This is a genomic window from Pseudomonas sp. IAC-BECa141 (assembly GCF_020544405.1).
Classification (GTDB): domain Bacteria; phylum Pseudomonadota; class Gammaproteobacteria; order Pseudomonadales; family Pseudomonadaceae; genus Aquipseudomonas.
In genome coordinates this window covers 1,628,179-1,643,377 of record NZ_CP065410.1, presented here as the reverse complement: position 1 = coordinate 1,643,377, position 15,199 = coordinate 1,628,179, and the positions used below count along the sequence as shown (strand labels likewise).

At 60.9% G+C, this 15,199-nt stretch carries 5 protein-coding genes; 3 read left to right on the top strand and 2 right to left on the bottom strand.

Annotated features, from left to right (window positions below):
* Window position 1: 1 nt before the first annotated feature.
* On the bottom strand, window positions 2-1,930 hold the full coding sequence (locus I5961_RS07430) for a hypothetical protein (protein WP_227234797.1): 1,929 nt from the start codon (window positions 1,928-1,930) through the stop codon (window positions 2-4).
* A 543-nt stretch (window positions 1,931-2,473) separates the two neighbouring features.
* Between I5961_RS07430 and I5961_RS07425 the strand changes: the two genes are divergently transcribed.
* The 3 genes from I5961_RS07425 to I5961_RS07415 all read left to right on the top strand — a co-directional run bounded on the left by I5961_RS07425 (window position 2,474) and on the right by I5961_RS07415 (window position 6,752).
* Window positions 2,474-5,020 carry a hypothetical protein gene (locus tag I5961_RS07425; RefSeq protein ID WP_227234795.1) on the top strand — a complete coding sequence of 849 codons (2,547 nt, stop codon included), beginning with the start codon at window positions 2,474-2,476 and terminating at the stop codon, window positions 5,018-5,020.
* A 14-nt stretch (window positions 5,021-5,034) separates the two neighbouring features.
* Entirely contained in the window at window positions 5,035-5,910 is an 876-nt protein-coding gene (locus I5961_RS07420) for an Ig-like domain-containing protein (RefSeq protein WP_227234793.1), read from the top strand.
* Window positions 5,911-6,374: 464 nt separating this feature from the next.
* Window positions 6,375-6,752, top strand: coding sequence for a DUF6124 family protein (locus I5961_RS07415; RefSeq protein WP_227234791.1), 378 nt, complete (start codon window positions 6,375-6,377; stop codon window positions 6,750-6,752).
* A 208-nt stretch (window positions 6,753-6,960) separates the two neighbouring features.
* Here the strand turns inward: I5961_RS07415 and I5961_RS07410 are convergent, their stop codons facing one another.
* Entirely contained in the window at window positions 6,961-14,868 is a 7,908-nt protein-coding gene (locus tag I5961_RS07410) for a retention module-containing protein (RefSeq protein WP_227234789.1), read from the bottom strand.
* Window positions 14,869-15,199: the final 331 nt, after the last annotated feature.

Genomic DNA, 15,199 nt, shown 5'->3' with positions numbered 1-15,199 from the left:
ATCACTCATTACAAAGATCCTTATCCGGTCCACAGACTTCCCCGCTGGGCATGGTTCTATTGATGATTACAAAATCCGGCCTCGACTCTCCCCGCCCACCATTGCTCTTTCTCAAAAAATAACGACAGAGCGCCGATCCGTTATTGACCATGGGCGCAATCAACTTTTGATAGTCCGTCACCAGCACGTCAAAACCATTGCGTGCCTCATCAATACTCAGCGTTTTCGGGAAAGAGTCTGCAGCGCCCGCAATAGGAGAAGTACCGTTGGGGCCCAGACACCCTTGCCAATGCAGCTCGACAACGTCGTTCTCGTCGAACGCGTCATTCCCTTTGACATGAACTTTTACATGCACCCACAACCGCGGGTTGGCGCAGCAATTGAGTAGCCCTTGTCGCCCGCCATCCGGGAAGGTCGGCTCGGGCAGATTCCTGATGATGATGATTGCCACGTTCACCAGGGTCGTCGGGGCCAACTGCTGATTCACACCGTTATCGGTGACGTAGCGCACGGGTAGTACGGGGTTTTCCTTGTCCAGGTCGATAAACGCCCAGGGGATGCTGAAGAAAATGATCTTCCCGGCCGTGTCCCCAGGCTGAACCTCGTACTCCGCGACGGGTGTGCTGATGGCTCCCCAATACAGAAAGACCTTTTCCCCCGGTACGGGATCGTCATGAAGCGCCAGTTGCCCTTCGGCAGGCAATTCGTAGTCATCGGGCAGCAGCTTGTTCAGCTCTTTTGAAACGGCGCCGTAAATCTCGACCTTTGCCAGCCTGGTGTTCAACAGTGCAGGTGCGTCGGGATGGTCTTGACCTGCGACTGTAAAGTTGTAGGGCACGGTTGTTTCAGGTGACGGCAGCGTCGGTATCCCGCCCCGGCTGACGCGGTAGTCGACATGCGCGTCCATGGGCCCGAGCCCGTCAGCCGTCAGCGTTGCCCAGGGCACGGTCGCGGTGAGTGGAAATGCCGCAGGATCGACATCAAGCGGTGCAAGATCATGACCGTTCCACCGGATCAGAAGTTCGTCGGAAGCATCCGGGTTGTCATAAGGGTCGATTTCGACCGTAACAGCCTTCTGGTTCGTGGCCCCTTCGCGGGCATGCTCGCGGTCGATCAATCCCCGGATCGACAAGGGCACACGAGGCGGCTTGAGGTTGCCGGGGCCGGGTCTCAGATCGACAAACACCGGCAACAGCGTGGCGCGCGGCCCGATGTTGCCGGCCCAGTCACGCAACTTGTAATAAAAATATCGTGGGCCGTGCCCTCTGGCCCGAATGTCCGCTTCATAAATCGTGATGATCAACTGTTTCTGATCGATGTCCGGCTGGCTGAACTCTTGCTCGCGAATTTCCTGCTCCGAATCCGGCGGATTGTCGCTGTCGGTCAGGAAATAGATCGCACGATCCCGTGCCTTGGCATCCACATAAAACGGGACTTGAAACCTGACCTCGCCAAAACGGGTGAGATAGTCGTCGGTAATGACGTCACCGGGAACGTTCAGCAATATCAGGGCTCCGGGGCTTTGCCCATCATCCGGAGGCAGCCGATCTACCGTCACTCGAGTATCAAAGGAATTTTTCTTGTTCCCACCGTAATTCAACTCGTAGGACAAGGCGTAAATGCCATGCGCCAGCTTGTCCCGCGGGACTTTCAAGACCTTCTCACCCGGCGTATCGAATGTATCTTTGTACACCGGAGTGAAAGAGCCGCCCTCCAGCACCCAACTGATGGTAATGATGTAAGGGATGGGATCAGCGAAGGGGGGCGGTATCCAGTCGGGGACAATCACCTGCAGATCATCGCTTAAAGCACTGCGCGGCAGCAGCCCATCAGGACTTTCATCGCCGTTCTCATCCTTGAGGATGATCGGAACCCTGGGTTTTTCCAGTTCGGGATCTACAGAGTCGATCTGGTTTGGAGTCATCGGCATTACGGACGCCCTCTCACGAAATGGCCACGCCTCTTGAACATCTGCACGTTATCTGCAGGTTCATGATTCGTTGCTCTGACGTGATTTAACGGCGTTGCACATTCGCCGGCTACTGTCAGAAATTACAGGTTTTACTACCGTTCGTCGGGGATTGGGCTTGCAGTCAATTCGGCAGAGCGGCATAAACAGAAATGTTTAACAAACATACTCAGTGGCTGACCGACTCAGGCTACCCAGCCTCGCGCCGATGCCTACGCATCCTCCAGAATCCGCCGGTTTAGCGATGAGGCGTGGCGGCTCCGTCCAATCACGGAGATTCGCCATGATCAAACCCACGCCAAACCCGCCGGAAGTCGATTCGATTCGCCCTACGAAACCCTCGATTCAAAGAAACTCCATGGGACGGCGGGTTTTATCATTTCAGCCTTCAGGTCAACCGTTCGTCTTAAACCCGCCCGCACCTGTAATTTCTGACAGTAGCCAGCCTCGGTTCAGCGCCATTCAATACCTCCATCGCCCCGCCATTCGATCGGAGTTCGCGCCATGACTGTCAACATTCCCGCTGGTTCATCACCCCTGCTGCTCAAAGCGCTCGACATTCCCGGGAGAACCGGCCCCGTGTCGCAATCGCCGGATGTCTGGGGCCTCAACCTTGCGGCCGTGCGGGACAACTTCCCCAAACAGGGCCTGTTGTGCCGCGCCGGGCCGTGGGGGGCCATGTACCGGGGCGACCGGTTGGTGATTTATTTGGACGGCCAGCCGGTGTTCAACAAAACCGTCGACGATCATGAGGTCGGCACGGCGCTGTCGATGTTTGTGCCCGCCGCGCGCTTCAGTGATGGCTCGTCCACGCTGTCCTACGCCGTCACCCGGCAGGGTGGAACGGCCGAGCCCTCCGAAGTGATGCAGGTGCTGATCAAGCTCACCCGCCCCGGTGGCCATGACACCGACGAAGGGCCGGGGCACTCGAAACTGAAAATGACGATCCCCAGGGAAATTCTCGATGGCGGCATCGACAAGGACAACATCGCCGCCGGTGTGCCGATCACCATTGGTCCCTCCGACGACGGCCCGCAGCCTTACGCCAATGCAACGGCCGGCGATTTGGTTCAGGTGACCTGGGGCGGGGTGTTCGTCATCCACGGGCCGCTGACTCAGGAGGAGGCCGACGGTACAGTGCCGCTTGTCGTGCAGATCACCGAGGCAACCATTCGCGAGGCGGGTGACTCCGCAGATGCCGGTCTCGCCGTGGCCTTCGAGCTCTACGACATGGTCGATAACCGCTCCGAAGACTGGAGTTACGAGCAGCGTGTCAGGGTGGAGTCCGATACCGACAGACTGGCCGCCCCCATCTGCAAGGAAGCGGTGAATAACGAGCTGGATGCCGACAAGCTGGGGGATGCCTGTGGCACGGCGCAGATCCTTGCCGTGGACAGCAACAAGTTCAAGGTGGGTGACACCCCCATCGTCCGGCTCAAGGGCACACCGGTTGAAGGGGCACAGATCGACATGGAAATCACCGGCGAGGCGCTGGCCAGTGTCCCCAGCATCCCCGAGATCCCGATACCCAATGCCGCGCTGCGGCAGTTGGCCAAGACCCAGATCAGCCTGTCCTTTCGCCTGAAAAAAGCCGACGGTTCCGCCGACCTGCTGTCCAAGACCCAGTTCATCAATGTCATCGGCGAGATCCAGCGGTTACAGGCCCCGGTCGCCCTCGACGCGGCACAGGGCGCGCTCGATCCGGACTTGGCACAGGCGCGCATCGAGATTCCATTCGACAGCGCCTTTGCGGCCGGCCAGGCGATCAAGCTGATCTGGCTCGGCACCCGGCCTGACCTGAGCACCTACCTGCCTGACCTGCCGCTGCGCCCGATTACCAATGGCGATATCACGGCCGGTGTGCCCTTGCTGATCAACGTCCCGGGCCTTCATCTGAAACAGATCGAAGGCGGCACGCTGGATCTGTATTACCAGTTGCTGATCGACGACGCGGTGCTGGGAACGATGAACCGCGTCAACGCCACCCACGCCATCCGCGACTCGATTCACGCCGAGATCCTGAACGTCGGCGAACCGAGGAAAGAGCTGCCGGAGCCGAAAGTGGACGGCGTGGTGGACGGCGTATTGCCGGCGGACACGGCCGGCACCACGTTGACCGTTGAATACCTGAACACCGTCAAGGATGACGAGGTGACCGGTGTGTGGCTGGGCTCGAAAACCGGTCGGTATGACGACTCGCTCAAGCTGTCCTCGTTTACTGCCGGTCAACCGGTGCCGTTCCCCATCAACGCCGAGTTGATCAAGGACAATGAAGGGGGAACTGTCGAGGCGTTCTACTCCATCAAATGGGCGGATGGACGGCCGACCAGTTATTCCGATGAGAAGGCATTCAGTGTGGGTGTGGCGCTGGACCTGACGGCACCGCGCATCAAGGAAGCGCCGAATGACCTCAGCCTGATCCCGAATAACGCCAAGGATGCCCTGACCGCCATTGTGGATTACGCCGGCATGCAGCTCGGTGACAAAATCATTGCCACCTGGACCGGTGCGGCGGGCACACCAGCAGGAGGCTCACACACGGCGCCGGAAAAAACCGTCACCGTGCTCGGGGCGCAGGAGATACCGCTGGCCAAGAGCGTGGTGGCTTTCAACCTGAACAAAGCGGTGACGGTCAGATACACGGTGAAACGCGGCAGCGGTGAGCCGTTACCGTCGGATGTCCTCCCCTTGGCGGTAAAGGCACTGGAGTTGAATCAGTCGAACGTGCCGAAGATCCTTCAGGCGGCCAACGGCGGCGACGGACCAGAGCTGGATCTGAGTGTGATCAAAACTGCCGCCACTTTTCGCGCCCCCAACTGGCCACTGATTGCCCTGAATCAATATGTGTGGCTGTGGATCAAAGGCACATTGGCCAATGGCGACACGTACGAAAAATTGCTCTGGACACCGCCAGGATCTAAAACCAATCCAGACTGGATCACGAGTCACTACGATTACAACACTCCCGCAGCGATCTTGAACGAACTTCAGGGGCTCAAGCATGACACGCCGTTCACCCTCGAACTCAAGGCCGGGTTGGGGGGAGTCTGACCGAAGCCGAAGCGGTGTCCTTCCCGCTGCGAACCTATACGGTCAAGGCTATCCCGGATGTAAAACCGGTCATCACCCGAGCGGAGGATTCCGAAGGCGTCGAAATCCCCGACGGCGGCGTCACCGTCAAAACCAGCGTGACGCTCATCGGCACGGCCGCCGAGAACCAGAAGGTCGAGGTATTCGATGGCACGACGTCCAAAGGGCAGCCTCCCGCCGATCCGACGACCGGGATCTGGAGGCTGACAGTGACCGACCTGACCGTAGCGCCTCACAGCTTCACCGCCAAGGCGTTGTATGGAGATGGGGCGACTTCGGCAGCGTGGGACTTCACCGTAGTGGCCCCTCTTTCGATTAAAACCAGCGACATGAATTTGGACGGTTTTTCTGTGAAGTACGATGGTTGGCCAAAAACTGGACAAGACTCTGTTGGAAACACAGAAGTTCGGCAAGCTCAGGGAGGAAAAAAACCCTACACTTACTCGTCGCTTGCTCCCTTGGTCGCTTCTGTGGATCAAAGCGGAAAAGTTGTAGGCAACCGCCGTGGCACAACAACGATTACGGTCACTGACGCCCTGCAAAACAGTGTTCAATACCGAGTTGTTGTGAGCAATATCTTCCGTCTTGTTATAAATGAGCAGCGAACTTCCAGCGCAACAGCGATTGCATGGATGCAGTCTCTTGGAGGCATTTCAACGCACGGAACACAGGTAAGTCGTGATCTCTCCCGTGTTTATTTTGCCCCAGTGCCAAGGGCATCCGAATATTGGGCGTGTGCTCGACCCCCCGATGCCCCGCATCTCAACTATGTCATGCAGCAAACTGGTTTTACTTACGGTAGTCGATATGATGATATCTTAATTGGCGCATGGTGCTTGATCCCATTCTGAGAGCTGCAAAAACCTCGGAATAAAAGGGGACGCATTTATTTACCAGTCCCCACTATGAAAACCCGCACTTCCTTTCAAGGGGAGTGCGGGTTTTGTCGTTTCCGAGCCTTCGGAAACCCTCGTTGAAGAGTGTTGAAACTTATGTCCGAAAAGCTACATAACCTTGCGCCTTTGCCTACGCATCCGCCAGAATCCGCCGGCTTGTGCGCCTAGGGGGCGGGTTCTATTGTTTGGCGGTCGCTGAAAAGCAGCGATCGGGTTTAGCAGCCCGGATCTACTCTAGACGCACAATGCCGTTCGTTCGTGATCAGGCTCACGCCTGTCAGTTCACGTTATGGCGGCTTTGCGTGGGGCACTTCGGTGCGCCGGGTTCTAGAGTCCTGGTCTGCTAACCCGCGTACGGCCGCCACCTCTTTCGTTTAGCAGCGAAGCGTGGCGCCTCCACTACTCTAGAGGCTTTATCCATGGTCAAACCCACGCCAAACCCGCCGGAAGTCGATTCGACTTCCCCCTACGAAACCCTCGATTCCAAGAAATTCCACGAAGCCGCCGAACGCGCCCTCGATCATTACCTCAATCCGCTGCTCCCCCGAAAACCGCTGCTCAAACCCAATACCCGCTACCTCATTGCTCCCGGCATCGACAGCGAAGAACTGCTGGCCGACGCCTGCGAAACCCTGACTTCGGCCAAGGTCATGGCCAATGACTTCGCCGGGCTGGTGGACGGCTCGCATCGGCATGTGCTGCTGGGAATTGCGCAGCTGATCATGCTGGGTGAGCTGGCGGTGAACCGGGTGCTGGATAATCTGGAGGTGAAAGCTGAGGCGCCCGCTGTAGCCTGATCGCCTGATCGTTCCCACGTCGAGGCGTCGAACCGTCCGCGTGGGAATGCAGCCCGGGACGCTCTGCGTCCCAAAGAGCGGACGCAGAGCGTCCATTGAGGCATTCCCACGCGGAGCGTGGGAACGATCGAGCCTCTGTCGCCTGAGCAAAGAAAAACCCGCCGTCCCGTTTGATCGGGACGGCGGGTTTTGTCGTTTCAGCCCCGGCTCACACCGTGTCCACCTTCAACGAATGATCATTCAACATGCCGTTGATTATCGTCGCCGTGTCGTGCCCGCTGGCGATCAGCCCGCCCGCCCCCGGCGTCACGCCGTAATGGCTGGCGAGGTTGACGCCGGCCAGGTCGATGGTCTGGTTCGGCGTGGCGCCGGCCATGGCGCTGACATTGATGCTGGTCATGACAGAGGCGCCGCTGCCGGTGACGGTGAAGTGCAGGTAGTCATCCAGTGATGCCGACGTGCCGTTTTCACCTTGCAGCAGTTGCGACAGGTCGAGCTTGTCTGTGCCGGGGGTGAAGTCGGTGACGAGGTCATGGCCGCTGTTGCCCTTGAGCCACTGGAAGGTGTCGGCGCCCGGCCCGCCGGTCAGGGTGTTGTTGCCCATCCCGCCGATCAGCAGGTCATCGCCCCCGCCGCCGTTGAGGATGTCGTTGCCCAGGCCACCGTTGATGACGTTGTTATTGTTGTCGCCGGTCAGGGTGTCGTTGAAGTTCGAGCCGACCAGATTTTCGATGCCGGTCAGGGTGTCTGTCCCGGCGCCAATGGTGTTTTGCGCACCGAGCAGGCCGAGGTTGACCGTCACCCCGGCGGTCGCATGGGCGTAGCTGGCGGTGTCGATGCCGCTGCCACCGTCGAGCAGGTCGTTGCCCGGGCCGCTGTAGAGCAAGTCGTTGCCGGCGCCGCCGTGCAGTTCGTTATTGCCGGAGCCTGCGGTCAGCACATCGTTGCCGTCTCCGGCATTGATAATGTTGTCACCGGTGCCGGCCACCAGCACGTCATCGCCCGAAGTGCCGGTGAGGGTGTGGCCGTCCTGGTAGCTGATGGTCACGTTCGCCGTATCGCTGCCGCCATGGTTGTCGTTGGCGGTGTAGGTGCCGTGGTAGTCCGGGGTGATGTCTTGGGCCCCGGCGTAGTTGAGGGTCATGGTCAGCTGGTAGTTCTCCGCCGCATTGGCGTTGCTGCCCGTGGTGTTGGTGATGTTGGTGATGTGGATCTGATAGACGCCGTCGGACGTCGCGGTCAGGGTCTGGCCGTCCGCGAGGGCGATGTACGCGCCGCCGTTGATCGAGTACTCCATGGTGATGTGACCGGCCGCCAGGTTGTGGTCCAGGTTGAGGGTTTCGCCCTGGCGCAGGTTGACGGTGATGCGGTCTTCATCGTTGGCGTTGGTGTTGGTCACAGCACCGAGGTAACCGCTGACCACCAGCACGGCGGTCATGGTCGCGGCGTTGGCGCTGAACGCATTGCGCACGTTGGCCAGGTTCTGGTTGGCGGCGGTGTTGGCATTGGTGCCGGTGAAGCTGATCGCGCCAGTGCCGGTGAAGTCTGCCGATTTGGAGATCCAGCCCGTGTTGAACGAGGTTGGCGTGGCGTTGAGGGTGTCGCCGTTCGGATCGGTGTCGTTGGCCAGCAGCAGTTCGCCCGGCACCACGATATTGCCCGACAGCACGTTGGTGATGATGTGGTCGTCCACCGCCACCGGAGGCGCGTTGGGGATCACTTTCACGGTCAGGGTCGAGCTGGCGAGGTCGCCGTCGTTGTCGCTGAGGGTGAAGCCGATGTTCTCGGTGATCACCACGCTGGTGGTTTTCTGCGAGGTGTAGCTGTAGTCGCCGGTGTCGAGGTTGACCACCAGGGTGCCGCTGTTGTTGGTGGCGATGCTCAGGGTGTTGTTCACCGTGTTGAAGGTGCCGTGGTTGGCGCCGCCGCTGGCGGTCAGCGACCCCTGGCCGCTGTTGGCTTTCGGGTCATAGGTGTAGGTGGTGCCGTCGACCACGATGGACTTGATGAACCCGCCATCCGCGCCGAACGTGCCGCCCTCGCCCAGCAGTGAACCGGTGACCGGCGCACCCTCGACAGTGCCGGAGAGCACCGAGTTGAGCTGGTTGAGATCGGTGACCACCACCGCATTGGTGTTGGTGTGCGTGATGCCGTCGTAGGCCAGCGGATCGAGGTTGGCGTTACTCACGCCGCTGCCCAGGCCGATCGCGTAGTTCTTGATGTTGTTGGCATCGAGGAACGCCTTGAGCGTCGCCTCGTCGGCGGTGCCGATGTCACCCTCGTTGGGTTTGCCGTCGGAGAAGAAATAGCCGACGTTCTGCGCCCCGGTGAGTTTGCCGGAGGTGTTGAACGCGTTGTACATGGTCGCCACGGCCGCATCGTAGTTGGTGCCGCCGCCCGCACTCAGGCCGGCCAGAAGGGTCTTGGCCGTGGCGACATCGACCCACACCGAAGTGCGGTCGGTGGCGTTGCTGCTGAAGGTGACGAGCTGCACTTTCACATCACCCAGATCGTCGTACTTGTCGAGCAAGGCACTGATCGCCTGCTTGGCCAGGTCCAGCCGCGACAGGCCCGGTACGCCGGAGGCGTCGGCCATGCTGCCGGAGATGTCGAGGACGATGAGGATGTTGGAGTCGATCTCCACCGCCGCCACCGAACGATCCGACGCTACCGCTTTGGGCACGTCGTCGACGATGTTGACCACGAGGGTGCTGGTGGTGCTGTTGCCCAGCGCATCGGTGGCTTTGTAGGTGAAGCTTTCGCTCAGGGTGTTCGGCCCGTCGTTGGCGTTCGGCGTGGTTTTCGGCGCCGAGGTCAGGGTGTAGGTGTAGGTGCCGTCGGCGTTGAGCTGGATCTGCCCGTAAGTGCCGGTGGCGCTGCCGACCAGGGTGTAGGTGATCGCCCCGCTGCCGCCGCTGACCGAACCGACCAATGTGCCGCTGGCAGTTTCGCCGGTATTGGAAGGATCGCTGCCGGTGACCGTGCCGGGGGCCAGATCCTGGCCGTCCTTGGTCAGGTCGAGGGCTTTTTCGTAGACGGTCACGTCCTGATCGGTCGAGGCCACGAGTTTGCTGTCGGCGACGTTGACGGTGATGGTGGTGGTGCTTTCGTCGCCGTCACTGTCGCGGATGGTGTAGGTGAACGTGTCGGTGGCGCCCGGCGGGCTCACCGAGTTCGGGTTGCTGTGATAGACCGCGTTGCCGGCCGCATCGAGGGTCAGGTAACCGTAGCTGCCGTTGATGTTGCTGTTGAGCCCGCCGATGGCCGAGGTCGCAGTGTCACTGCCGGCACGCACGCCGACCACAACGGCCGCACCATCGGCACCGCTGACATCATTGCCCAACGCGCTGATGTTGACCGTGCCGCCCTCCGCCACCGAGCCGGTGTCGGCCTTGGCGGTCGGCAAGTCATCGATGATGTTGACGTTGATTTGCCCGGTCGCAGTGCTGCCATCGGTGTCCGTCGCCACCACGTTGAAGTTCTCGGTGAGGCTGTTGGCGCCGTTGGCGTTCGGGTGGGTTTCGTTATCGACCAGGGTGTAGCTGTAACTCACCACGCCGGTAGCCGGGTTGTAACCGGTGATGGTCAGCGTGCTGCCCAGCGGAGTGACGATCGATTGCGGGAAGCCTGCGGCGACGCCGTTGGTCATCACGGCAATGCCGCCCACGGTCAGGGTTTGCAGACCGTCGAGGGCCGTCACAGTGAAGGTGCCGCTCTGGGTCAGCGCCGGGATGTCGGGGCTGGTGCCGTCGCTGAGGTTTTTCTCGTAGACGGTGAGTTCGCCGCCATTCACGTCGAGGCCGTTGAGGACCACCGGATCGTCGTTGTTGTGGATGTTCAGCACCAGGTTGGCGGTGCTGGTGTCGCCGTCGGCATCGGTCAGGGTGTAGGTGAAGGTCTCGGTGCCGTTGCCACCGCCGTGCAGGTTTTTGAAGTCCGCATCGTTGGTGTCGAGGGTGTAGGTGTACGTGCCGTTGGCGTTCAGCACCAGGGTGCCGTAAGTGCCGATGAAGGTGCCGGGGGTGATCGGGCCGGCATTCGGACCGGTCGCCACCACGTCGGCGCCTTGCACGTCGTTGGTCAGCACGTTGCCGTTGAGGGTCAACTGGGTTTCCGACGCGGTGCTGGCGTTGCTGTCGTTGATCGCCTTCGGCACGTCATCGACGATGTTGACCACGATGGTGCTGGTGACGACGTTGCCCAGCGAATCGGTCGCCTGGTAGGTGAAGGTTTCGGTCAGGGTGTTGGCGCCGTCATCGGCGTGCGGGGTGGTGCTGGCCGGTGAGGTCAGGGTGTAGGTGTACGTGCCGTCGGGGTTGAGCACGATCTGCCCGTAGTTGCCGGTGGCGCTGCCGACCAGCGCATAGCTGATCGCACCTACAGCGCCGGTGACCGAGCCGACCAGCGTGCCGGACGCTGTTTCCCCGGTGCTGGCCGGATCGCTGCCGGTGACCGTGCCGGCGGCCAGATCCTGGCCGTCCTTGGTCAGGTCGAGGGCTTTTTCGTACACGGTGACGTCGTTGTCGCTGACCGCTTTGAGGCAGCTGTTGTAGACGTCGATGGTGATAGTGGTGGTGCTTTCATCGCCATCGGAATCGCGCACGGTGTACACGAATACGTCCACCGCACCCGGGCCGCTCACGGCATTCGGGTTGCTGTGATAGACCGCGTTGCCGTTGGCGTCGAGGGTCAGGTAGCCGTAGGTGCCGTTGATGTTGCTGTTGAGGCCGCCGATGGCTGAGGTCGAGGTGTCGGATCCGGCGCGCACGCCGACCACGGCACCGCTGACAGCCGGGCCGTCGGCGCCGCCGATGTCGTTGTCCAGCACGTTGCCGCTGACGGTGCCGCCCTCCTGCACTGACGTTGCGTCAGGCTTGGCGGTCGGCAGGTCATCGATGATGTTGACGTTGATCTGCCCGGTGGCGGTGCTGCCATCGGTGTCGGTCGCCACCACGTTGAAGTTCTCGGTGATGCTGTTGGCGCCGTTGGCGTTCGGGTGGGTTTCGTTATCGACCAGGGTGTAGCTGTAGCTGACAACGCCGGTGGCCGGGTCGTATCCGGTGATGGTCAGCGTGCTGCCCAGCGGCGTGACCGCCGATTGCGGGAACCCGGCCGCGACGCCGTTGGTGATCACGGCAATGCCGCCCACGGTCAGGGTCTGCAGACCGTCGAGCGCGGTGACGGTGAAGGTGCCGCTCTGGGTCAGCGCCGGAATGTTGGGGCTGGTGCCGTCGCTAAGGTTTTTCTCGTAGACGGTGAGTTCGCCACCGTTGACGTCGAGGCCGTTGAGGTAGACCTGATCGTCGTTGTTGTGGATCTGCAGGACGAGGTTCGCGGTGCTGATATCGCCATCGGCATCGGTGATGGTGTAGGTGAAGGTCTCGGTGCCATTGCCACCGCCGTGCAGGTTTTTGAAGTCCGCATCATTGGTGTTGAGGGTGTAGGTGTAGGTGCCGTTGGCATTCAGCACCAGCGTGCCGTAAGTCCCGGTGAAAGTGCCGGCGGTGATCGGGCCGGCATTCGGGCCGGTCGGCACGCGGTCGGCGCCTTGCACGTCGTTGGTCAGGACGTTGCCAGTCAATGTGAGGTTGGTTTCCGAGGCAGTCCCGGCGTTGCTGTCGTCCACGCCTTTTGGCAGGTCGTCGACGATGTTCACGTCCAGCGTGGCGTTGGCAGTGGTGCCGTTGTCATCGACCACGGTCACAGCGAACTGCTCGTTCAGCACGTTGGCGCCGTTGGCGTTTGGATGCGCTTCGTTGTCGACCAGGGTGTAGCTGTAGCTGACGACGCCGGTTGCAGCGTTGAAACCGGTGATGGTCAGCGTGCTGCCCAACGGCGTGACGATGGATTGCGGAAAACCTGCGGCTACGCCATTGGTGACCACGGCGATGCCGCCGATGGTCAGCGTGGTGACGCCGTCCAGCGCGGTGATGGTGAAGGAGCCGCTCTGGGTCAGGGCCGCCGAATCCGGCGCACTGCCGTCGCCGAGGTTTTTTTCGTAGACGGTGAGTTCGCCACCATTCACGTCGAGGCCATTGATGATCACCGGATCGTCGTTGTTGTGGATCTGCAGGACGAGGTTCGCGGTGCTGGTATCGCCGTCGGCGTCGGTAATGGTGTAGGTGAAAGTCTCGGTGCCGTTGCCGCCGCCATGCAGGTTTTTGAAGTCCGCATCGTTGGTATTCAGCGTGTAGGTGTAGGTCCCGTTGGCATTCAGCACCAGCGTGCCGTAAGTCCCGGTGAAAGTGCCGGCGGTGATCGGGCCGGCATTCGGGCCGGTCGGCACGCGGTCGGCGCCTTGCACGTCGTTGGTCAGGACGTTGCCAGTCAATGTGAGGTTGGTTTCCGAGGCAGTCCCGGCGTTGCTGTCGTCCACACCTTTTGGCAGGTCGTCGACGATGTTCACGTCCAGCGTGGCGTTGGCGGTGGTGCCGTTGTCATCGATCACGGTCACGGCGAACTGCTCGTTCAGCACGTTGGCGCCGTTGGCGTTTGGATGCGCTTCGTTGTCGACCAGGGTGTAGCTGTAGCCGACGACGCCGGTGGCCGCGTTGAAACCGGTGATGGTCAGCGTGCTGCCCAACGGCGTGACGATGGATTGCGGAAAACCTGCGGCTACGCCATTGGTGACCACGGCGATGCCGCCGATGGTCAGCGTGGTGACGCCGTCCAGCGCGGTGATGGTGAAGGAGCCGCTCTGGGTCAGGGCCGCCGAATCCGGCGCACTGCCGTCGCCGAGGTTTTTTTCGTAGACGGTGAGTTCGCCACCGTTGACGTCGAGGCCATTGATGATCACCGGATCGTCGTTGTTGTGGATCTGCAAGACGAGGTTCGCAGTACTGGTATCGCCGTCGGCATCGGTCAGGGTGTAAGTGAAAGTCTCGGTGCCATTGCCACCGCCGTGCAGGTTTTTGAAGTCCGCATCGTTGGTGTTGAGGGTGTAGGTGTAGGTCCCGTTGGCGTTCAGCACCAATGTGCCGTAAGTCCCGATGAATGTACCGGGGGTGATCGGACCGGCGTTCTCGCCGACTGGTACGCGGTCGGCACCTTGCACGTCGTTGGTCAGCACATTGCCGGTCAGCGTCAGTTGAGTCTCTGTCGCCGTGCCATTGTTGTCATCGAATGCTTTCGGCACGTCGTCGGTGATGTTGACGTCCAGCGTGCCGGTCGCGGTGTCGCCATTGCTGTCGCCGGCGATCACGGTGAATTGTTCGCTGAGGTTATTGGCACCGTCGCCCGCCGCGTGGGTTTCGTTGCCGTTGAGGGTGTAGCTGTAGCTGACCGTGCCGGTGGCCGGATTGTAGCCGGTGATGGTCAGGGTGTTGCCCAGTTGCGTGGTGATCGATTGCGGGAAACCGATCGGCACGCCACCGACAATCACGTTGATGCCACCGATGCTCAGGCTGCTCAGGCCATCCGGCGCCGACACCGTGAAGCTGCCGGTCTGGGTCAGCGCGCCAGGGTTGGCAGCGGAACCGTCGGGCAGATTGGCTTCGTTGAGGGTCAATTCGCCGCCGGGTACGGACAGGCCGCCGAGGGTCACCGGGTTGTTGACCGGCGTTGGTGGCGGAACAATCGGGGCGGCCTGGCCGTCACCGTTGTCGATCACCGCGTTATGCCGCTCTTCGGGAAACTCCGGAATGCCGTTGAACCCGGCCGTCGGGAAACCGATGACCGGATCGACCCGGCCCGCCACTTCGGTCAGCAACACAAAACTGTGGCCGCCGCCCAGCGCACCCGGCACGCCACCGGTGGCTCCGGGGCCGGCCGCCGTCGCTTCGGCGGTTTGAGTCGGGTCATCGCCGGCGGCAATGGCTTTCTGAATCTGTTCGACGTCGGTCAGTTGCGACTCGCTCGGGGTCACCGCTTCCGGGGCATTGACGTGGGCGGCCTGATCGGCCAGCAACTGGCCGCTCATGGTCAGGCTGCTGTCGCGACCGAGGGTCAGTTCCTGGCCATTTTGCAGATGGACGGCAACCGCCCCTTCTGCTCCGGTGATCAATTGATCGCCTGCAAACAGACGATCACCTTCGACCAATGGGCGCCGACTGCCGTCTGCCGATTGAGCGAAAACCTGACCAATGACTTTAGTGACGATCCCGATGAGCGTTGCCATGTGCATTCCTCCGCTGCCGACCACCGTCGGCGCTGGTTCGCGAAGCAGCCCATGGCTCAAGCGGGTTGTCGGGGCGACGCTCGCACCTCGACAGTTCGTTTCGCAGGTTGCACAAATCCAGAAACGCCAATGCCATCAAGCAGTTGGAGTCTCTGTTCAATGCTGCATTCCCACTAGCGCTACGTAACGGTGGTGAATCACCGAGTGACAAAAAACTGTCGCTCATCAGCCGCTACGCGTCCCTCCCCTTTAGCAGTACTTCGCCGTATGTCGCAAAGTGAGTGGAACTTTCCTCAAGCCTTTCTGTGCTCCCTAACGCGCATAAAACAAA